This is a genomic window from Kineosporia corallincola, from assembly GCF_018499875.1.
GTDB lineage: Bacteria > Actinomycetota > Actinomycetes > Actinomycetales > Kineosporiaceae > Kineosporia > Kineosporia corallincola.
This window is the reverse complement of the sequence record NZ_JAHBAY010000015.1, coordinates 118,465-139,238: the sequence shown is the minus strand read 5'-3', so window position 1 is coordinate 139,238 and position 20,774 is coordinate 118,465. Positions and strand designations below refer to the sequence as shown.

Annotated in this window: 16 protein-coding genes; 11 read left to right on the top strand and 5 right to left on the bottom strand. The window is 69.7% G+C overall.

Annotated features, from left to right (window positions below; genetic code table 11):
* Window positions 1-261: 261 nt before the first annotated feature.
* Complete coding sequence (locus KIH74_RS29435) at window positions 262-753, bottom strand: DnaJ family domain-containing protein (protein WP_214159634.1); 492 nt, start codon at window positions 751-753, stop codon at window positions 262-264.
* Between the two features lie 134 nt (window positions 754-887).
* On the opposite strand from KIH74_RS29435, the gene recQ reads away from it, so the two are divergent.
* Together recQ and pta are read left to right on the top strand one after the other, a co-directional pair.
* Window positions 888-2,732 carry a DNA helicase RecQ gene (gene recQ / locus KIH74_RS29430; protein ID WP_246573389.1) on the top strand — a complete coding sequence of 615 codons (1,845 nt, stop codon included), beginning with the start codon at window positions 888-890 and terminating at the stop codon, window positions 2,730-2,732.
* Window positions 2,733-2,945: 213 nt separating this feature from the next.
* A complete protein-coding gene (pta, locus tag KIH74_RS29425; protein WP_214159633.1) occupies window positions 2,946-5,024 on the top strand; it encodes a phosphate acetyltransferase in 2,079 nt (692 codons plus the stop codon).
* Window positions 5,025-5,080: 56 nt separating this feature from the next.
* Here the strand turns inward: pta and KIH74_RS29420 are convergent, their stop codons facing one another.
* A complete protein-coding gene (locus KIH74_RS29420; protein WP_214159632.1) occupies window positions 5,081-6,106 on the bottom strand; it encodes an NAD(P)-dependent alcohol dehydrogenase in 1,026 nt (341 codons plus the stop codon).
* A gap of 361 nt (window positions 6,107-6,467) precedes the next feature.
* Here KIH74_RS29420 and KIH74_RS29415 point away from each other — a divergent pair, with 361 nt between their 5' ends.
* The 9 genes from KIH74_RS29415 (at window position 6,468) to KIH74_RS29375 (ending at window position 16,001) form a co-directional block, all read left to right on the top strand.
* On the top strand, window positions 6,468-7,196 hold the full coding sequence (locus KIH74_RS29415) for a hypothetical protein (protein ID WP_214159631.1): 729 nt from the start codon (window positions 6,468-6,470) through the stop codon (window positions 7,194-7,196).
* A gap of 140 nt (window positions 7,197-7,336) precedes the next feature.
* Entirely contained in the window at window positions 7,337-8,770 is a 1,434-nt protein-coding gene (locus tag KIH74_RS29410; protein ID WP_246573388.1) for a glycosyltransferase family 2 protein, read from the top strand.
* A gap of 283 nt (window positions 8,771-9,053) precedes the next feature.
* The gene (locus tag KIH74_RS29405) at window positions 9,054-10,634 is read left to right on the top strand and encodes a sialidase family protein (RefSeq protein WP_214159629.1); all 1,581 of its coding nucleotides are present in this window, start codon (window positions 9,054-9,056) and stop codon (window positions 10,632-10,634) included.
* A 135-nt stretch (window positions 10,635-10,769) separates the two neighbouring features.
* Window positions 10,770-11,906: a CapA family protein gene (locus KIH74_RS29400; RefSeq protein WP_214159628.1), complete on the top strand. Its 1,137-nt coding sequence runs from the start codon at window positions 10,770-10,772 to the stop codon at window positions 11,904-11,906.
* Window positions 11,907-11,949: 43 nt separating this feature from the next.
* Window positions 11,950-12,486, top strand: coding sequence for a GNAT family N-acetyltransferase (locus tag KIH74_RS29395; RefSeq protein ID WP_214159627.1), 537 nt, complete (start codon window positions 11,950-11,952; stop codon window positions 12,484-12,486).
* Window positions 12,483-13,271 carry a putative protein N(5)-glutamine methyltransferase gene (locus tag KIH74_RS29390; protein WP_308114041.1) on the top strand — a complete coding sequence of 263 codons (789 nt, stop codon included), beginning with the start codon at window positions 12,483-12,485 and terminating at the stop codon, window positions 13,269-13,271. Before KIH74_RS29395 ends, KIH74_RS29390 begins: the two co-directional genes overlap by 4 nt.
* Window positions 13,272-13,534: 263 nt before the next feature.
* Window positions 13,535-15,214, top strand: a complete 1,680-nt coding sequence (locus tag KIH74_RS29385; protein WP_214159626.1) for a sodium:solute symporter family protein — start codon at window positions 13,535-13,537, stop codon at window positions 15,212-15,214.
* A gap of 28 nt (window positions 15,215-15,242) precedes the next feature.
* Window positions 15,243-15,545, top strand: coding sequence for a hypothetical protein (locus tag KIH74_RS29380; RefSeq protein ID WP_214159625.1), 303 nt, complete (start codon window positions 15,243-15,245; stop codon window positions 15,543-15,545).
* Window positions 15,546-15,587: 42 nt separating this feature from the next.
* Window positions 15,588-16,001: a PPOX class F420-dependent oxidoreductase gene (locus tag KIH74_RS29375; RefSeq protein ID WP_214159624.1), complete on the top strand. Its 414-nt coding sequence runs from the start codon at window positions 15,588-15,590 to the stop codon at window positions 15,999-16,001.
* A 72-nt stretch (window positions 16,002-16,073) separates the two neighbouring features.
* Here KIH74_RS29375 and KIH74_RS29370 read toward each other — a convergent pair whose 3' ends face one another.
* The 3 genes from KIH74_RS29370 to KIH74_RS29360 are packed head-to-tail and all read right to left on the bottom strand — an operon-like array spanning window position 16,074 to window position 20,772.
* Window positions 16,074-16,574: a MarR family winged helix-turn-helix transcriptional regulator gene (locus tag KIH74_RS29370; RefSeq protein WP_308114040.1), complete on the bottom strand. Its 501-nt coding sequence runs from the start codon at window positions 16,572-16,574 to the stop codon at window positions 16,074-16,076.
* Between the two features lie 11 nt (window positions 16,575-16,585).
* Window positions 16,586-19,834: a fused isobutyryl-CoA mutase/GTPase IcmF gene (icmF, locus tag KIH74_RS29365; protein WP_214159623.1), complete on the bottom strand. Its 3,249-nt coding sequence runs from the start codon at window positions 19,832-19,834 to the stop codon at window positions 16,586-16,588.
* A gap of 56 nt (window positions 19,835-19,890) precedes the next feature.
* Window positions 19,891-20,772: a glycoside hydrolase family 16 protein gene (locus tag KIH74_RS29360; protein ID WP_214159622.1), complete on the bottom strand. Its 882-nt coding sequence runs from the start codon at window positions 20,770-20,772 to the stop codon at window positions 19,891-19,893.
* Between the last annotated feature and the right edge of the window lie 2 nt (window positions 20,773-20,774).

Here is a 20,774-nt window from a genome sequence, read left to right as displayed (position 1 = left end):
GGGCGCCGTCGGCTCATCTCCGTGACGAGCGTGTTACCCCGGATCGGCCCAGTTCTGTGGCCCGCACCACGCCGCGGGCAGGTGCGTGGGGGTGATCGTCCCGCTTCGTCCGCACTCGCCGGGGCGACCCGTCTTCACCGCCCCGTCACGGGCGATGGTGAAGTTTGGGGTTGGGGTCGGCCCTACGGAAGCTTTGAGATTCACGTCTCTTTGGGGACGCCGCATGGCCCAGGTCACAGAGGACGGCGCCTCGGCGTCCGGTCACCGCCGCCGGAGCAGGCGGGCACTCAGCCGCCGCACCAGGCCCGGCGCCGGGGGCTGCGGGGCGGGCGGAGGCGGGGCGGGCACCGGCCGCACCGCCTGCCACTGCCCCACCACCTCGTCGGCGTCGAGCACCCCGACGGCGATCAGCGGCCCGTCCATCGGGCGGCGGTACTGGTCGAGCAGGCGGTGGTTGAAGTCGGCCACGGTCTCGCGCAGGTCCTTCTCCGAGCCGAAGGTGGGCAGGGCCCTGAGCAGGGCGGCCCGTTCCTTGCGCAGGAGCAGCATGGGCGGGAGCAGGGCCTGCATGTCGCCGCCCGAGCGCTCCACCCAGTTCCGGGCCCACTCCTCGGCGGTGAACGGGCGGTCCAGGCCGCGCAGCGGTCTGCCGGCGCCGGCCAGGTTGTCGAAGGCGCCGCGCTCACGGGCCTCGCGGATCTGCCGCTCCACCCAGTCCTCGTGCCGCAGGTAGGCGGGCTTCTTCTCGGTCATGGCATCCCCTGTGCACTCGTCCCCCGGCTACAACGCACGGCCTCCCTTCAGTTATCCCCAAGCGCGTTCGGCTGTCGGTGCCCGCAACTAGACTCCCCCGGGTGACTGCGGACGCCGAGACCACCACCACCGGCCTGTCGCTGAGCCGGCCGGAAGCAGATCCCGCGCTCGAGGTGCTGCACCGGGTGTTCGGCTACGACTCGTTCCGGGGCAACCAGCGGCAGATCGTCGACCAGGTCATCTCCGGGGGCGACGCCCTGGTGCTGATGCCGACCGGCGGCGGCAAGTCGCTGTGCTACCAGATCCCGGCGCTCGTGCGGCCGGGCGTCGGGGTGGTCGTCTCGCCGCTGATCGCGCTGATGCAGGATCAGGTCGACGCGTTGCGGGCGCTCGGGGTGCGGGCCGGGTTCCTCAACTCCAGCCAGGACCACGAGACCCGGCGCGAGGTCGAGAAGGCTTTCCTGGCCGACGAACTCGATCTGCTCTACCTGGCGCCCGAGGCACTCGGCGGCGGCACGTCGTCCACTTGGCGGTTGCTGGAGCAGGGCAACATCGCCCTGTTCGCGATCGACGAGGCGCACTGTGTGGCCCAGTGGGGCCACGACTTCCGGCCGGACTACCTGGCGCTGTCCATGCTGCACGAGCGCTGGCCCGAGGTGCCGCGCATCGCGCTCACGGCCACCGCCACCTCGCGCACCCACGAGGAGATCGCGCAGCGGCTGAACCTGAAACAGGCCCAGCACTTCGTCGCGAGCTTCGACCGGCCCAACATCCAGTACCGCATCGTGCCCAAGAACTCGCCCATCAAGCAGCTTCTCGACCTGCTGCGCACCGAGCACAACGGCGACGCGGGCATCGTCTACTGCCTGTCCCGGGCCTCGGTGGAGAAGACGGCCGAGACCCTCAGCGCCAACGGCATCCCGGCGCTGCCCTACCACGCCGGTCTGGATCAGCGGGTGCGGGCGGCCAACCAGTCCCGGTTCCTGCGCGAAGACGGTCTGGTGATGGTCGCGACCGTGGCGTTCGGCATGGGCATCGACAAACCCGACGTGCGGTTCGTGGTGCACCTCGACCTGCCCAAGTCGGTCGAGGGCTACTACCAGGAGACCGGCCGGGCCGGGCGGGACGGGCTGCCGTCCACGGCCTGGATGGCCTACGGCATGCAAGACGTGGTGCAGCAGCGCCGCATGATCGACGGCTCGGAGGGCGATCTGGCGCACCGCCGCATGCTCTCGATGCACCTCGACGCGATGCTCGCGCTCTGCGAGACGGTCGACTGCCGGCGGGTGCAGCTGCTCAACTACTTCGGCCAGCAGGCCGGGCCGTGCGGCAACTGCGACACCTGCCTGACGCCGCCGGAGACCTGGGACGGCACGATCCCGGCGCAGAAGCTGCTGTCCACCGTGTACCGGCTCCAGAGCGAGCGGAACCAGAAGTTCGGCGCCGGTCAGTCCATCGACATCCTGCTGGGCAAGAAGACCGACAAGGTGACCAGGTTCCGCCACGACGAGCTCAGCGTGTTCGGCATCGGCACCGAGCTCACCGAGACCCAGTGGCGCGGCGTGGCCCGGCAGCTGCTGGCCAAGAACCTGCTCCAGGTCGAGGGCGAGTACAGCACCCTCGCCCTGACCGAGGGCAGCGCCGCGGTGCTGCGCCGCGAGCGCGAGGTGATGATGCGCCGTGAGCCGGAGAAGGTGGCGCGCTCGTCCGGCGGCGGTGGTGGTTCGCGGTCCAAGGCCGCGCCCACGGCCGACCTCTCGCCCGAGGCCGCGGCGGTGTTCGAGAAGCTCCGCGCCTGGCGCGGCGCGGCGGCGAAGGAGCAGGGGGTGCCCGCCTACGTCATCTTCCACAACACCACGCTGGCGCAGATCGCCCAGCGGATGCCGGCCACGCTCGGCCAGCTCGGCGAGATCGAGGGCATCGGGCAGGCCAAGCTGGAGCGGTACGGCGAACAGGTGCTGGAGGCCCTGGCCGGGTAGCCACGGCGGCGCGGCCGGAATGAGGCCAAGGCCACCGCCGTGCCGATGATCACGAAACCGATGGTCGAGACCTTCGGCCCGGTCGCCGTAGGACGTCTTCCCCATGGGTAACGTCCTGTCCAGACATCTGCTCGTCGCGCCCTGCGGGCAAGGAGGCCTGGCGCGGGGCACGCTAGTCACGAGCAGTGCGCCGTCCTGTAATTGGAGTGCTCGATGACCCGCACCCTGCTGATGGTCCCGACCGGTCATGGTTCCGGCCTCACCACCACTTGTCTCGGCGTGGTCGCGGCGTTGCAGCAGCGGGGGGTGGACGTCGGCTTCTTCAAGCCGCTCGCCCAGTTCCACGCCCGCGGCGACGTCGCGGACACCTCGACCGCCCTGATCCGCCTGATCTCCTCGCTGGAGCCCCCGGAGCCGCTGCCGGCCAAGCAGGCCGAACGGCTGCTCAGCGAGAACAGCCTGGACATCCTCATGCAGCAGGCCGTCGAGGCGGCCGAACCGATCCTGTCGGCCCATGACGTGGTGATCGTCGAGGGGCTGGCCAGCGGCCCCGGCGGGGTCTACTCCGGCCGGGTGAACCTGGCCCTGGCCAAGGCCTTCGACGCCGACGTGGTGCTGGTCAGCGCCGCCGACGCGGACGGCGACCTGGTGCGCACCGCCGAGTCGATGTCGATCACCGCGCAGACCTACCGCGGCGGCGAGCACGACCGGGTGAACGGCGCGATCGTCAACCGGATCGCCGGCTGCTCGCCGGAGGTCAAGGCGGAGCTGCACCACGCGCTGGCCGACGTCGGGCTGCGGATGGCCGGTGCGGTGCCGGCCAAGGAGGAGCTGACCTGGCCGCGCACCAGCGACCTGGTCGCCGGGCTGGACGTGAAGGTGCTCAGCGAGGGCGATCCCGACCGCCGGGTGAAAGACGTGATCATCGCCGCGCAGTCGGTGCAGGGGGTGCTGCCGCTGCTGCGTGAGGGCCGCCTGGTGGTCGTGCCCGGCGACCGGCACGACGTGATCCTCAGCGTCTGCCTGGCCGCGATGAACGGCGTGCGCCTGGCCGGGCTGCTGCTGACCGTCGGCATCGAGCCCGACCCACGGGTCTGGGAGCTGTGCAAGCCGGCTGCCGCCACCGGGCTGCCGATCCTCGTCACCGAGGAGTACAGCTACGAGACCGCCGCCACGCTGACCGCCTTCGACCCGGAGATCCCCTCGGACGACCAGGAGCGGGCCCGGATGGCGGCGTCCACCGTGGCGGCCTCGCTCGACCCGGGCTGGCTCGCCGAGCTGCCCGCCGGTCTGCACAGCACCCGGGTCAGCCCGCCGGCCTTCCGGCACCGGCTCACCACCCGGGCCCGGGCGGTGAAGAAGCGCATCGTGCTGCCGGAGGGCAGCGAGCCCCGCACCCTGCGCGCGGCCGTCGCCTGCCAGACCCGGGGCATCGCCCAGTGCGTGCTGCTGGCGCCGGAGGACGAGGTGCGCGCCCAGGCGGCCGGTCTCGGCCTGACGCTGCCCGCCGACATCGAGATCATCGACCCCACGAACGTGGACCAGCGGTACATCGACAAGATGGTCGAGGCCCGCAAGCACAAGGGGATGACCCCGGAGCGGGCGGCCGACCAGCTCACCGACACGATCACGCTGGGCACCATGATGCTGCGCCTGGACGAGGTGGACGGTCTGGTGGCCGGTGCGGTGCACACCACCGCCGCCACGGTGCGCCCGGCCCTCCAGCTGCTGGGCACGGCGCCGGGGGCCGAGCTGGTCTCGTCGGTGTTCTTCATGTGCCTGCCCGACGAGGTGGTGATCTACGGCGACTGCGCGGTGAACCCGAACCCGACGCCGTCGCAGCTGGCCGACATCGCGATCCAGAGTGCGCGCTCCGCCGAGGCTTTCGGCATCGAACCGCGGGTGGCGATGATCAGCTTCAGCACCGGCTCCTCGGGCTCCGGCACCGACGTGGCCGCGGTCACCGAGGCCACGAAGATCCTGCACGAGCGGGCGCCCGAGCTGGTGGCCGACGGCCCGTTGCAGTACGACGCCGCGGCGATCTCGTCGGTCGCGAAGAGCAAGGCGCCCGACAGCCCGGTGGCCGGTCGCGCCACGGTGTTCGTGTTCCCCGACCTGAACACCGGTAACACCACCTACAAGGCGGTACAGCGCAGCGCCGACGTGGTCAGCGTGGGCCCGATGCTCCAGGGTCTGGCCAAGCCGGTCAACGACCTGTCCCGCGGCGCGCTGGTGGACGACATCATCTACACCATCGCCCTCACCGCGATCCAGGCCGCCCAGCGCGACTGAGTTCCCGGCACCTGCCGTGGTCATGCGCGAACACCGCATGACCACGGCAGCTTTCGTCAGAGCGAGGGGACCCCGACCGCGCGGCCGATGATCTCGCCGCGGTGCAGCATCTCGTACGCCTTCGGCACGTCGTCCAGGCTGAAGGTCTTGGTCTGGATGTGGATCTGGCCGCGCTGGGCCATGGTGACCAGCTGGCCGAGCTCGGCCCGGCCGCCCCACAGCGACGTGGACACGTGGATGTTGTACGGCGCGGTCAGGAAGCCGATCTTCACGCCACCGCCGCCGGCCCCGACGATCACCACGTGCGACTCGAAACCGGCGCAGGCCAGGGCCAGTTCGCTGGTCTGGTCGATGCCGACGAAGTCGAAGACGACGTGGGCGCCGCGGCCGTCGGTCATCTTCTTCACCGCCGCGGCGGCGTCCGGCCCGGACGGCAGCACCTCGTGCGCGCCGCACTCCTTGGCCAGGTCCAGCTTCTCCTGGGTCACGTCCATCGCGACGATGCGGGTGCCGGTGAGCTCACGCAGCAGCTGCACCGCCACGTGCCCCAGCCCGCCGACGCCCAGCACCACCGTGGTGGTGCCCGCGTGCAGCTTCGGCAGCACGGAAAGGATTGCCTGGTAAGGGGTCAGGGCCGCGTCGGTGAGCGAGGCGGCGCGTACCGGGTCGAGGTCACCGATCGGCACCAGGTGGCGCGGGGTGTCCACGACCATGTAGTCGGCCATCGCACCGTCGGATCCCAGGCCGGGCGACGTCATACCCTTGAGGCAGAGCATCTCCTTTCCGGCGGCGCACATTTCGCACACCCCGCAGCCCCAGCAGCCGTACACGATGACCGGCGTACCGACCTCGATGCCGGTGGCGCCCTCGCCGAGCTCCTCGACGATGCCGGCGGGCTCGTGACCCAGGGTCATAGGCAGCTGATAGCCCATCGCGTCGGGAACCGACATCACGAGCTCGTCCGAGTGGCACAGACCGGCGGCGGTGACCTTCAGCAGAACCTGGCCCGGTCCGGGGGTCGGCTTGTCCACCTCGACGACCTCGGGGCCCTTGCCGATGGTCCGGTACTGCACGGCTTTCATTGCTTTACCTCTTCCACGAGATATCAGCCGCGTCGGTTCGGGCGCCGGTCAGAGCTGAGGGACGCCCAGGCGCGTGCAGCCAGAACGCTAGTCCTTAAACGACACATGTCGGAGCGACAAAGATCCTGATCCGCCCCAAACAGGGATGCAACGGCGCTGTGACATTGCCCAACATCCACGCAGCGTGAAGTCGATGTTCATTCCGTGACAGTCGGTGAGCCGATCGCAGGGAACGCCGCCGATTACCTTCCGTGACACCGGCGGCCTGTGGCGAACTTGAGGTGACACAGCGCGACCGATTCGGCGCCCTCAACGACGAGACGCCGATGGGTCGCTACCCATCGTCACGCAATGGGGTCTCATGTCCAGACCGAACACCACCCTGTCCCACGGTGGGCGTCCGTCCCAGACGCCACGCCGTACCAGGACCGGAAGCCCCGGCCGTGTCCCCGGCCGACGGCGCAAGGCCCTGACCCTGACCGCGACCGGAATCGGCCTCAGCATCATGCTCTCCGGCTGCTCCGCCCAGTGGGCCTCGATGAGTCCCTCGCTGGCGGTGAAGAAGTCCACGGCACAGACCGTTTCGAGCACGGCCACGGCCACCCCGAGCGCCACCCCGTCGAGCACGAGCACGGCCACCACCGCCGACCCGTTCGCCGGCGGCGAGCTGGCCGACGGCTCGGTGGAGCACAGCCAGCAGGCCGGCGACGCCGAACTCGTGGTGCGCTACTGGATCGACGGCACGAGCGACGACGTGCACCTGTCGGCCGAGCTGAAGGGCGCCGACCGCAAGCACACGGTCAAGGTGACCCAGTTCGCCGCCACGCTGGTGGCCGCCGACGGCACGCAGACCGCGCTGGCCGACGACCAGGGCGAGTTCGTGCTCACCCCGCCGTACTCCTACGGCTCCGTGCTGGCCCTGCCCACCACCACCGCCACCACCGCCACCACCGCGGCGACCATCCAGGTCCGTTTCGACCTGCTCCTCGAGACCGCGCCCGGCTCGGGCTCGTTCTACCGCCAGACCGTGCTGGACACCGTCGAGCTGAGCTCCGGAGACACCAGCGCCAGTGAAGGAGCCAGCCAGTGACCATCAACAACGAGATCCTGATCGCCCGCTCCCCGGGCGAGGTGCACGTTGTGACCGAGCTGCCGGCCCAGCCCGGAACGCAGCCCGGCACCCAGCACGCGACCCAGCACCAGAGTGGTCTCCGGCCGCTGGGCCGCCGGATGATCGACGCCGGCCAGCAGGCCGCGGCCCGGGCCCTGAACCTGCCCGCCCAGCACACCCCGGAACCGGCCGCCCCCGACCTGGAGGTCATCCGGCACGCCCGGATCGCCTGCGTGATCCCGGCGTACAACGAGCAGGAGACCATCGCCGAGGTGCTAGAGTCGCTGCTCTCGCAGACCCGGCTGCCGGACGTGATCCACGTGGTCGTCAACAACACCGACGACGACACGGTGGAGATCGCCAACCGCTACCGGGGCAAGCACCGGCGCAGCGTCAAGGGTCAGTCCTACGAGACCACGATCCACGTGCACGACATGGGCGTGAACCCGGACAAGAAGGTCGGGGCGCTGAACTTCGGCTTCCGGCTGGCCCGCGGTTACGACTACCTGCTGGGTGTCGACGGCGACACCACGGCCGACCGGCGCGCGGTGGAGTGGCTGGAGAAGGAGATCGTCGACGACCCGCGGATCGGCGGTATCTCGGCCATCTACTCGATCGACAAGTCGAAGATCGAGGGCGGCACCGCCAAGTTCCTGGTGGCCGGTCAGCGCGCCCAGTTCGCCGGGTTCAACATGGACAACCTGCTGCACGGCCGCAACATGGCGGTGCTCGGCGGCCAGTTCAGCATCTTCTCGATGCACGCCCTCCAGACCGTGATGGTGCGCGACCACCAGCACACCCCCTGGGTGCGCGACTCCGAGGTGGAGGACTCCAAGCTCAGTCTCCAGATCCGGGACGCTGGTTTCAGCACCAAGATCAGCGCCCGGGCCCGGGCCTACGTGGGCGCCATGACCAACCTGCGGGCGCTGCACGGCCAGCAGGTGAAGTGGAACTACGGCGCCATCGACCTGATGTGGCCCGGGCAGCGCGGCGACACGAAGGGCCAGCCGCTGCACCCGAACCTGCGGCTGCGCTGGTTCGAGAACATCTCGATGCTGTCGAACATCTTCAGCCGCATGGCCTTCCTGCTGCTGCTGGCGGCGGCGCTGTCGATCCACGCGTTCGTGTTCAACCCGGTCTGGCTGATCCCGCCGGCCATCGCGATCGCGCTGAACCTGCGGCTGGCCCTGGCCATGCACGACAAGTCGGCCTCCGACCTGGCGTTCTGCTTCCTGCTGCCGGCCGAGGCGTACATGTGGATCCGGATCGGCCACTTCCTCTCCGCCTGGACCCAGTTCTTCGCCCGGGTGGAGAAGGACAACTGGGCGGCACAGGCGGCGGCCGAGAAGGGCCGGGGCTCGGCCTACATCTTCCCGCTGGTGGTGTTCGCGGCGGTGTTCGGCCTGCTGATCCTCGCCTGGAGCCAGCAGACGGTTTCCGTCCAGGCGGCGATCCTCTCGCTGGGCTGGCCGGCGCTCTACATCTTCACCGTGGTGCAGACGCTGTTCATGGCCCGCAAGGTCTTCCGCCGTCAGCGGGGTTTCACGGTCTGACCCCCTGCCTGACGGCGGATCCGGTCCTCTGCACCGTGAGGGGTCGGGACAACCCCTCACAGTGGTGACCGGACATCCGGTGGCGGCCGGTGGTGGACGACGGGTGCGTGACCCGGAGTCCGGCCACCGGCCGCCACATCGTTTGTTTCAACCGATGGACGGCGAACTGCCCGGGCCGCGCACCGATCCGCCCCCGGGCTGCCGGTTCACCCGTCCGTATCCCTCAAGCCGCGCCCGCCGGTGTCGAATGGGACACCGTGGCCCTCGACGCGAACAACGCCGAATGACCCGCTCCTCCAGCTTCCGCCGGTTCGCCGGTGGCCTGATCGCATCCTGCACCGCTGTGGCCGGCCTCGCGCTGGGCACCGCCCTCCAGGCGTCCGCGGCCTCCGGTCCGGCGACGACGGCCGCGCCGCTCGCGGCCTCCCCGTCGTCCACCGTTCAGTCGTCCACCAGTCAGTCGTCCACCGTTCAGTCGTCCACTGTCGAGATGTCCACGACCTGCGACAGCACGCCGTTCCGCAGCCGGCCGTCCGCCACGCTCTGGTACCGCATCCCCTCGATCGTGCGCACCACGCGGGGCACCCTGGTGGCGTTCGCCGAGGCCCGCGACAACAACGACACCAGTGACATGGGCGACTACGACATCGCGACGGCCCGGTCCACCGACAACGGCTGCTCGTGGAGCGCGCCGAAGGTGATCGCCAGCGATGCCGCGAACCGGGTGTCCAACCCGTCCGCCCTGGTAGACGCGCAGACCGGCGACATCCTGCTGTTCTCCAGCGTCACCGTGCGGGAGAACTCCGGCGGGCAGGGCAAGGGCCTGTATCTCCAGACCAGCACCGACGACGGGAAGACCTTCTCGCCGCTGCTCAGCACGCCGGTGCGGCCGGACGGGCTGAAGTCCGGCCTGCCCGGCCCGGGGCACGGCATCCAGCTGACCCGCACGCACGCCGGGCGGCTGATCTTCCCGGTGGCGTACCGCACGAAAGACGGCCTGTACGGCGCGTACGGCGTGTACAGCGACGACCACGGCAAGACCTGGCACACCGGGTTCCACCAGCTCCAGACCGCCCGTGGCACCGACACCATCGAGGGCACGATCGCCGAGCTCGACGACGGCAACCTGTTCATCAGCTACCGCGAGAAGCGGGACCAGGCCGCCGCCGGCACCGCGCGGCAGTGGGCGCTGTCGAAGGACGGCGGCGAGACCCTGGCCGGCGACGGGCTCACCCGGTCCGCACTGCCGATCGTGTCGGTGCAGGGCAGCGCGCTGGTGCCGTCCGGCGCGTACGACAACCTGCTGCTGTTCTCCGCACCCGGAGACAAGACCCGCAACCTGCGGCGCGACATGTCGATCTTCGTCAGCACCACCGGCGGCCGCAGCTGGGGCAGCCGCTACCAGCTGGAGCTCCAGAGCACGCCGGGCGCCTACTCCGACCTGGTGCAGATCGGCCAGGGCGTGGGGGTGCTCTACGAGACCGGGGTGCAGACCTGGAAGGAGCGGATCGCGTTCCGCAGTGTGCCGCTGTCCGAGCTGCTGCGGCCCACCAAGGTCACCTCGACCATGAAGGTCTACCGCAACACCAGGCCGGTGCCCGCGTCGCAGAACGCCAAGGCGCAGGTGCGGGTGTCGGTCCCGGGCACGTCCCGGCCGCCGGGCCGGGTCACGCTGACCGCGAAGGCCCGCAGCGGGGCCACCCGCAGCGCGTCGATCGACTTCACCTACTCCAACAAGGGTTCTCGCTGGCTGGTGCTGCCGAAGCTGCCGGCCGGCAGCTATCAGCTCACGCTGTCCTACTCCGGCACCGAGCGGATCAAGGGGGTGCGGGTGGCGGCCGGCACGCTCCGGGTCGTCCGGTGAATCGGGAGTAACCGGCATACTCGGGGCGTGCGTCCCGACGGTCACAGCAGTCACGGTCCGAGAGCCCGGTTCCTGCCTCTGGTGGGGGCCGGGCTCTGCGTCGTCCTCGCGTCCTGTTCGGGCGGGGCGTCAACCATGGACGACGCGGGGACCGCGCCGCGCGCTTCGTCGTCCACCGGTTCGTCGGCGCTGACCACCCCGCCGACCACCCCGGCACCTTCGCCGACCCCGGAGAGCGAGCAGTTCACCCTGGTCGCCACGGGTGACGTGCTACTGCACGAGTCGCTGTGGGCGCAGGCCCGGGCGGATGCCGAAGACACCGGGCGCGGCGTGATGGACTTCCGGCCGATGCTGGCCGGGGTGAAGCCGTATGTGCGCGACGCCGATGTGGCGCTGTGCCATCTGGAGACGCCGCTGGCCCCGGCGGGCGGGCCGTACAGCGCCTACCCGAGTTTCTCCGGGCCGCCTCAGATCGCGAAGGCGCTGGCCTCCACCGGTTACGACGTGTGCAGCACGGCCAGCAACCACACCTTCGACCAGGGGGCCGCGGGCGTCGACCGCACGCTCGACGGGCTGGACGAGGCCGGCGTCGAGCATGCCGGGTCGGCCCGCTCGGCCCGCGAGTCGAAGCGGATCACCATGCTCGACGTGAACGGCGTGAAGGTCGCTTTCCTCTCGTACACCTACGGTTTCAACGGGGTGGCGTATCCCGGCGGGCAGACCTGGCGGGCCAACGAGATCTCGCAGCAGGGCATCCTGGACGACGCCACGCGGGCCCGCGGAGCCGGCGCCGAGGTGGTGGTGGCGGCGATGCACTGGGGCACGGAGTACAGCCAGACGCCGTCCGCCCAGCAGGAGCAGCTGGCCCCGCGCCTGGCCCGGTCGGGCAAGCTCGACCTGATCATCAGCCATCATGCGCACGTGGTGGAGCCGGTGCAGAAGATCAGCAGAACCTGGGTGGTCTACGGCCTGGGCAACCTGGTGGCCGACCACAGCACACCGGGCGATCCGAACGCCGAGGGCCTGCTCACCCGCTTCACCTTCACCCGGGCCGGCGGGGCGAAGCGGTTCACCGTGTCGCAGGCCGAGTACGTGCCGCTGCTGATGACCAAGCAGACCCCGCACCGGGTGCTCGACGTGCGAGAAGCGCTGCGCACCAAGGACTACGGATCGACCACCCGCTCGCGCCTGCAAGAGGCGCTGCGGCGCACCACGCGTGTGGTGGAGAGCATGGGCGGCAGGAAGAAGGGGCTGACCCAGGCCGCACCGTAGAAAAGGACGTGCTCGCGCAACCGGTCCTCGTTAACCTCCGCTCGTGCTGATTCGAGCGGAGAACCACGCCGATCGTGTGGCGGCCGACGACGTTTATCGGCAGGGGTTCGGTGTCGAGGGCCCCAAGGTCGCGGGGCTGGTGGGTGCGCTGCGGGCCATGCCCCCCTCGGCCTGCGACCTGGCACTGGTGGCGGAGGAGGACGACCGGGTGGTGGGGTCGGTGCTGTGCACCCGCAGCCTGCTCGACGCCCCGCGCGAGCTGGTCGACGTGGCCGTGCTCAGCCCGCTGGCCGTGACCCCGGCACTGCACGGCCGCGGCATCGGCTCGGCGCTGGTCCGGACCGTGATCGAGGAGATGTCGAAAACCGCGGTGCCGCTGCTGTTCCTGGAGGGCGATCCGGCCTTCTACGGCCGCCTGGGCTTCCTGGCCGGTGGCCCGCTGGGCTTCCGCAAGCCCTCGCTGCGTACTCCCGACGCCGCGTTCCAGGTGGTGAAACTGCCTGCCTACCAGGCCTGGATGACCGGGACGCTGGTGTACGCCCGGGAGTTCTGGGACAACGACTGCGTGGGGCTGCGGTGAACCAGACCGAGGTGGCCTCGGCCCTGCGCGGGGCCGGGTGCGTCTGGGCCGAGGAGGAGGCCGGCCTGCTGATCGAGAGCGCCACCTCGGACGAGGATCTCGCGCGGCGGACGCGACGACGCGCGGGCGGAGAACCGCTGGAGCTGGTGCTCGGCTGGGCCGCCTTCCGCGGGTTGCGCATCGGGGTCGAACCCGGCGTGTTCATTCCCCGGCGGCGCACGGAACTCCTGGCCGGGCAGGCCGTGCGGCATGCCTCCCGGGCGCCGGCGCCGGTCGTGGTGGAGCTGTGCTGCGGGGCGGCGGCGATCAGCTGCGCCGTGCTGCACGAGGCACCCGGGCCGGTCGAGCTGCACGCCGCCGACATCGACCCGGCGGCCGCGGCCTGCGCGCGCCGCAACCTGGGCGGGCGCGGCCAGGTGCACACCGGCGACCTGTTCACGGCGCTGCCCGCCCGGTTGCGCGGACGGGTCGACGTGCTGGTCGCGAACGTTCCCTACGTGCCCACCGCCGAGCTGGAGTTCCTGCCCGGCGAGGCCCGGGACTTCGACCCCGCCCACACGCTCGACGGCGGCGACGACGGGCTCACGGTGTACCGCCGGCTGATCGACGGCGCCGCCGGCTGGCTGGCCCCGGGTGGACAGGTGATGTGCGAGATCAGCCGGGCCCAGCTGCCTGCGGCCGTCGGCCACATGATCACGCACGGCCTGATCGCCGAGACCCGGCACGACGAGGAGATCGAGGCGCGCGTGGTGATCGGGACCCGGCCCGCCCCGGCGCCCCGCTGATCCACGTCCCGGTGATCCCTGGCGACCACCCTGCGGTAGCTGCTCGTCACGGCCCGCTCGGCGCAGGGCCGCCCGAAGCAGTTGTGTTCATAGAGTTCCCGGGTTTACATGTGACCTTGGCGATCCCTGGTGAATACAACAGGTGTCAAAACAGCACCAATCGGGACGTCCCCGAATTGCAGGTGCACAGGGCCGGGCTTATACCTGACGTGGCCCGAACCAGGTTCCACTCCTGAGAACCTGGTCAGTACAAGGGGGTATTTGTGGACTCGGACGTCCTACGCCTCGATGCAAGTGCGATCGACTACATCATTTTGGCGTCATATTTCGCGGTTGTTCTGGGTATCGGGGTACTGGCCCGGCGCCAGGTCTCCAGCAGCATCGACTTCTTCCTCTCCGGACGGTCGCTGCCGGCCTGGGTGACGGGTCTCGCGTTCGTGTCCGCCAACCTCGGCGCGATCGAGATCATGGGCATGTCGGCGAACGGCGCCCAGTACGGCATGTCGACCATGCACTACTTCTGGATCGGCGCCGTCCCGGCGATGCTGTTCCTCGCCGTCGTGATGATGCCGTTCTACTACGGCTCGAAAGTCCGCTCGGTGCCGGAGTTCATGCTCCGCCGCTTCGGTCCCGCCGCTCACCTGGTGAACGCGCTGAGCTTCGCGCTGGCCCAGGTGCTGATCGCCGGTGTGAACCTCTACCTGCTCGGCACGATCGTGAATGTGCTTCTGGGCTGGCCGCTCTGGGTCTCGCTGATCGTGGCCGCGCTGATCGTGCTGGTCTACACTACGCTCGGTGGCCTGTCCGCGGCGATCTACAACGAGGTGCTCCAGTTCTTCGTGATCGTGGCCGCGCTGCTGCCGCTGACCCTGGCCGGCCTGCACAAGGTCGGTGGCTGGGAAGGCCTGAAAGACAAGGTCGCCGCCAGTCCCGGTGGTGCGGAGCAGCTTTCGGCCTGGCCCGGTAACGAGCTGTCCGGCTTCTCCAACGACTTCCTGTCGGTGGTCGGCATCGTGTTCGGCCTCGGCTTCGTGCTCTCGTTCGGCTACTGGACGACGAACTTCGTCGAGGTGCAGCGCGCGATGGCCTCGAAGAGCATGTCGGCCGCCCGCCGCACCCCGGTGATCGGCGCGTTCCCCAAGCTGTTCATCCCGTTCATCGTGGTGATCCCCGGCATGATCGCCGCGGTCTCGGTTCAGGAGATGGTGCAGTACAAGGCGAACGGCGGCACCGGCGGCGACGTCACCTACAACGACGCCCTGCTGCTGCTCATGCGTGACCTGCTGCCGAACGGCCTGCTGGGCCTGGCGATCACCGGTCTGCTGGCCTCGTTCATGGCCGGTATGGCCGCCAACATCAGCGCTTTCAACACGGTGTTCAGCTACGACATCTGGCAGACCTACGTCAAGAAGGACCGGCCGGACGAGTACTACCTGCGGGTCGGCCGCTGGGTCACGGTGGCCGCGACGATCGCCGCGATCTTCACCGCCGTGATCGCCTCCGGCTACTCGAACCTGATGGACTACCTCCAGCAGCTGTTCTCGTTCTTCAACGCCCCGCTGTTCGCCACCTTCATCCTCGGGATGTTCTGGAAGCGGATGACGGCGACGGCCGGCTGGGTCGGCCTGGTGGTCGGAACCGGTTCCGCCATCTTCATCTTCATCCTCTCCGAGACCGACGTGATCAGCCTCCAGGGCCAGGGCGCGAGCTTCCTGGCCGCCGGTGTGGCGTTCGTGGCCGACATCGTGGTGAGCGTGCTGGTGACCATGGTGACCGCGCCGAAACCCGAGGCGGAGCTGCGGGGTCTGGTGTATTCGCTGACCCCGAAGGCCGACCTGAGCGAGAACCGCACCGGTGACGAGGCGGTCTGGTACCGGTCCACCCCGATGCTCGTGGGCGTGGCCGGCGTGATGGTCGTCGCCCTGAACATCATCTTCCGCTGAGGCAGCACGAACGAGAGAGGTTGCCGACATGGCAGAGAGCGACATGGCAGAGAGCACGGAGCCGGTGAAGACGCAGTCGGCGGGCGCGTTCGACATCCGCAGCATCATCGGCGGGCTGATCGGGCTCTACGGCATCGTTCTGGTGGTGATGGGCCTGTGGTTCACCAGCGACAGCGAGATCGACCGCGCCGACGGCGTGAACCTGAACACCCGGGTGGGCATCGGCCTGCTGGTGTTCGCCGTGATCATGCTGGCCTGGGTGTTCCTGCGGCCGCTGCGGGTCCCGGTGGAGGAGGAGACCTCGCAGGACGGAAAGTCGTCCGCGGAGTAGCGTGATCCCGTTCATCCCGCCTCGATCGACGGAGTAGAGGACATGGCTACCAGGGCTCTTCCGGAAAGTCACAAGGACCTGCTCGAACGCGCCAACTTCGCCCACCTGGCCACGATCCGCCCCGACGGGTCGCCCCAGAGCAGCGTGATGTGGTTCGCCTGGGACGGCGAGGTGCTGAAACTGACGCACACGAAGAACCGGCAGAAGTTCGCGAACCTCCAGAACGAGCCCCGGGTCGCGCTCTCCGTGCTCGACCCGGAGAACCCCTACCGGTTCCTGGAGGTGCGGGCGACGCTGGAGTCGATCGAGGACGACGACGCGCAGGCCTCGTTCTACCACTCGCTCCAGGTGCGCTACGGCAACGTGTACCCGATCGGGGACGCCGACGTCCGGGTGGTCCTGACCTTCCGCCCGGAGAAGTACATCGCGGTGGTGAACGGCTCCGTCGTCAACTGAACCGTCCCGCTCATCACGGCCGAAGGGCGCCGAGACTGCTTCCGAGCAGACTCGGCGCCCTTCGCCGTGTGGTCAGAAGTCACCGTGCGCCTGGCGGAACCGGTTGAGCACGGTGACCAGGCCGGCCACGTCGTCGTCACCGATGCCCAGCGCCGTGAACACCTCACGGTTCAGGCTCTCCGTCGCCTTGGCCACCAGTTCCCTTCCCTGGTCGGTGATCTCCGCCAGGGTGGTGCGCCGGTCGGTGGGATGCCGCACCCGCCGCACCAGGGCGTTGCGCTCGCAGCGGTCAACCGCGTTGGTGATGCTGGCCGGGTGCACCTGCAACCGGGCCCCGATCCGCGACAGCGGCAGCGCGCCGGAGCGGCTGAAGGCCAGCAGCTGCAACAACTCGTAGCGGGAGAAGGTGAGGTCGTGGGGGCGCAGGGCCTCTTCGATGCGGGCCATCAGGATCTGCTGCACCCGCACGATCGAGGTGACGGCGGCCATCCCGGCGGCGGCCTCGGGCCAGCCGTGCTCCTGCCACTGCCGCCGGGCCTCGGCGATCGGGTCGAACGGCAGCTGGGGTCGCACGGCAGCGCCTTTCACACGTTGCGGCGGTACTGACCGCCGACCTCGAAGAAGGCCTCGGTGATCTGGCCCAGGGAGCAGCAGCGTACGGCGTTCATCAGCTCACCGAACACGTTGCCCCCTTGCCGGGCGACCTCTTTCAGCCGTTCCAGGGCGGCCGGCGCCTCGTCGCGGTGGCGCTGCTGGAAGTCGTGCAGCCGGTCCAGCTGCGACTGTTTCTCGGCCTCGGTGGCCCGGATCAGCGCCGGTGGGTGCTGATCCGGATCACCGGCACCCAGTTCACCGGCACCCAGTTCACCGGCACCCGGGTCGCCGGCCGGGGGCAGGAAGGTGTTCACCCCGATCAGCGGCAGCGACCCGTCGTGCTTGCGCTGCTCGTACAGCATGGACTCGTCCTGGATGCGGCCGCGCTGATAGCCGGTCTCCATCGCCCCCAGCACGCCGCCGCGTTCGCTGATCCGCTCGAACTCGGCCAGCACGGCCTCCTCCACCAGGTCGGTCAGCTCGGTCACGACGTACGATCCCTGGAGCGGGTTCTCGTTCATCGACAGGCCCCACTCGGCGTCGATGATCAGCTGGATCGCCAGCGCCCGGCGCACCGAGGCCTCGGTCGGTGTGGTCAGAGCCTCGTCATAGGCGTTGGTGTGCAACGAGTTCGCGTTGTCGTAGAGCGCGCAGAGGGCTTGCAGGGTGGTGCGGATGTCGTTGAAGTTCATCTCCTGGGCGTGCAGCGAACGGCCCGACGTCTGCACGTGGTACTTGAGCTTCTGACTGCGCTCGCCGGCACCGTAGCGCTCGCGCATGGCCACGGCCCAGATCCGGCGGGCCACCCGGCCGATCACGGTGTATTCGGCGTCCATGCCGTTGCTGAAGAAGAACGAGAGGCTGGGTGCGAAGTCGTCGACGGCCATCCCGCGGGCGAGATAGCTTTCCACGTAGGTGAATCCGTTGGCCAGGGTGAAGGCGAGCTGGCTGATCGGGTTCGCCCCGGCCTCGGCGATGTGATAGCCGCTGATCGAGACCGAGTAGAAGTTGCGCACCCGGTGGTCGATGAACCACTCCTGCACGTCGGCCATGGCCCGCAGCGAGAACTCGGTGCTGAACACGCAGGTGTTCTGCCCCTGGTCCTCCTTCAGGATGTCGGCCTGCACCGTGCCCCTGACCCTGGTGAGAACGTCCGCCGTCACGGTTTCCGGGTCCTCGCCGGGCCGGGCCGCGAGCTGCTGCTCGATCGCGGTGTTCAGGAACATCGCCAGGATCGCCGGGGCCGGGCCGTTGATCGTCATCGAGACCGAGGTGGTGGGGTCGCAGAGGTCGAAACCGGCGTACAGCTCGCGCATGTCGTCGAGCGTGGCGATGCTGACGCCGGAGGTGCCGACCTTGCCGTAGACGTCGGGCCGGGGGTCCGGGTCGCGGCCGTAGAGGGTCACCGAGTCGAATGCCGTGGACAGGCGGGTGGCGGGCTGCCCCTGCGCCAGCAGGTGGAAGCGGCGGTTGGTGCGGCGGGCGTCGCCCTCGCCGGCGAACATCCGGGCGGGCGACTCGGCGTCGCGGCGGAACCGGAAAACCCCCGCGGTGAAGGGGAAGAGGCCGGGGAGGTTCTCGTCGCGGAAGAACCGGACCAGCTCGGCGTGATCCGTGGTGCGCGGCAGGGCGACCCGGGAAATACTCGACCCGGAGAGGGTTTCGCGGTGCAGCCGGGTGCTCTGCGTGCGGCCCCGCACCTCGATGGTGTAGTCGTGCGCGGCGTAGGCCTCGACGGTGGCCGGCCAGTCGTTCAGCTGTTGGTGCACGTCGCCGGGCAGAAGCCCTTCGGCCTCGGTCGCCAGGCGCTGGAGCGCGGCCAGGGGCTCGGGGAATGCCGGGTCACGTCTGAGCTCGCCGATCGCCGTGCGCAGATGCTGGGCCCTGCGCGCGGCGTCGGCCAGATCGGTGGTGGCACGGTGGTAATCCCGCACCGTGCGGGCGATCTCCGCCAGATAGCGCACCCGGTCGGGTGGCATCACGGCCGCCGGCCGGGAGGACGTCTTCACCGTCACCGCGGGCAGGATGCCCTCCGGCAGTCCCAGCAGTTCGCGCAGGTGCTGGTAGAGCGCCGTGACCCCGTCGTCGTCGAAGCGGGCCGCACTGGTGCCGAACACCGGCATCTGCTGCCAGGGCACGTCGAAAGCCTCGCGGTTGCGGGCCACCTGGCGGCTCACGTCACGCAGGGCGTCCTCGGCGCCGCGCCGCTCGAACTTGTTGATAGCCACCACGTCGGCGAAGTCGAGCATGTCGATCTTCTCCAGCTGCGACGCGGCGCCGAACTCCGGCGTCATCACGTACAGCGAGACGCCGGCCAGATCGACGATGCCGGTGTCGCCCTGCCCGATGCCCGGCGTCTCCACGACGACCAGATCGTAACCCGCCGCCTTGCAGGCATTCACCATGTCGGGCAGGTGCTCGGGCACCTGACCACCGGCGCCGCGGGTGGCCAGCGAGCGGAAGAACACGCGTCCGGGGTGCAGGGCGTTCATCCGGATCCGGTCGCCGAGCAGCGCTCCCCCGCCGCGGCGCCGGGTCGGGTCGACGGCGAGCACGGCCACCCGGAGCTTGTCCTGCTGGTCGGTGCGCAGGCGGCGGATCAGCTCGTCGGTGAGCGACGACTTGCCCGAGCCGCCGGTGCCGGTGATGCCGAGGACCGGGACGGCGGGGGCGGCCGCCCGCAGGCCGTGCAGCCACTCCGGGTCGGCGGATCCCGCCTCGATCACCGAGATCGCCCGGGCCAGAGCCGGATCCGAGCCGGAGCGGACGGCGTCGAGCGACGGCGCGGAGCCGGTCAGGTCACGGTCGGCGGCCTGCACCACGGTTTCGATCATGCCGGCCAGCCCGAGGCGCTGACCGTCGTGCGGCGAGAAGATCAGCACGCCCTTGTCGCGCAGCCCGGCGATCTCGCCGGGGGTGATCACGCCTCCCCCGCCACCGAACACCCGCACGTCGCCGGCGCCGCGCTCGGCCAGCAGATCGACCAGATAGCCGAAGTACTCGACGTGCCCGCCCTGGTAGGAGCTGATCGCGACGCCGTGCACGTCTTCCTGCACCGCCGCCGTCACCACGGATTCCACCGAGCGGTCGTGGCCGAGATGGATCACCTCGCAGCCCTGCGCCTGGAGGATGCGGCGCATGATGTTGATCGAGGCGTCATGCCCGTCGAAAAGGCTTGCGGCGGTGACGAACCGGACTGGCCGTTCCCGCGTCGTCCCCCATTTTTGACTCGCACCCACCGCCGCCTCCACGCCGAGAAACTTTGACGTCCAACTGTCGGACGTCCAAATGAAGGCTACTGCGGCAGGAAGGTGCTGTCGATGTACGCGGTGTTGGCCACCGTCGGGCGGTTGTGCGAGGGGTTGCCGCCGAACGGGTCCCAGTTGGCGCTGTGCCAGACGTTCTGCATGTACAGCGACGGGGTCTGCGGAATCCGGTCGGCCGGGCCGCGGTAGTCCCAGAGCACGACCTTCCGGTTCTGGTTGTCGTACGTGTAGAAGGTGACGCGGTCGGGCTGCCAGTCGAACTTGTACGTGCGGAACTGCTTGGACGCGTTGAAACCGGCGATCGGGGTGGTCTTGGCCGGCAGGTTCTCACCGGCCTTCGGCGGCTGGCACCCGGTGCCGTACGACACGATGTAGCAGTTGTAGAGCACCTCGCCGGTGCGCACGTTGACCACCCGCGAGATCGAGCGCAGGTTGTTCGAGGTCTCGCTGTAGTCGGTCCAGATGGTCATCCAGACCACATCGGGCTGCGAGCAGAGGATCTCGAAGTCGATCTCGTTGTTGTCCGTGACGCCGTTGCCGTTGGTGTCGTCGTGGTCCATCGAGTAGGTGAAGGCGGCCGTGACCACGCCCGGCGCGTTCTGGCCGGTGCAGTCCGCGGTCTTCATCCGGGTGCCGAAAGTGCCGTAGCGGTAGGCCTTGTCGGTCTCGAAGCCGACGCCGCCGCGAGGACCGGCCTCCGGGTTCGCCGGCAGGGTGAGCTTGAGCGCCTTGCCGTCGACCGTGCCGGGCACCCGGGTGGCGGTGGCCAGCCGGGTGTAGTCGGTGTTCGCGTGCACCAGGCCGGGGGCCAGGTTGTTCCAGGTGATCGTGCGCGTCGCCGCCGAGGCCGCCATGGCCGGCTGGGACACCAGCACCGAAACCAGGGCCGATGCCACCAGGGCTACGGCCACCC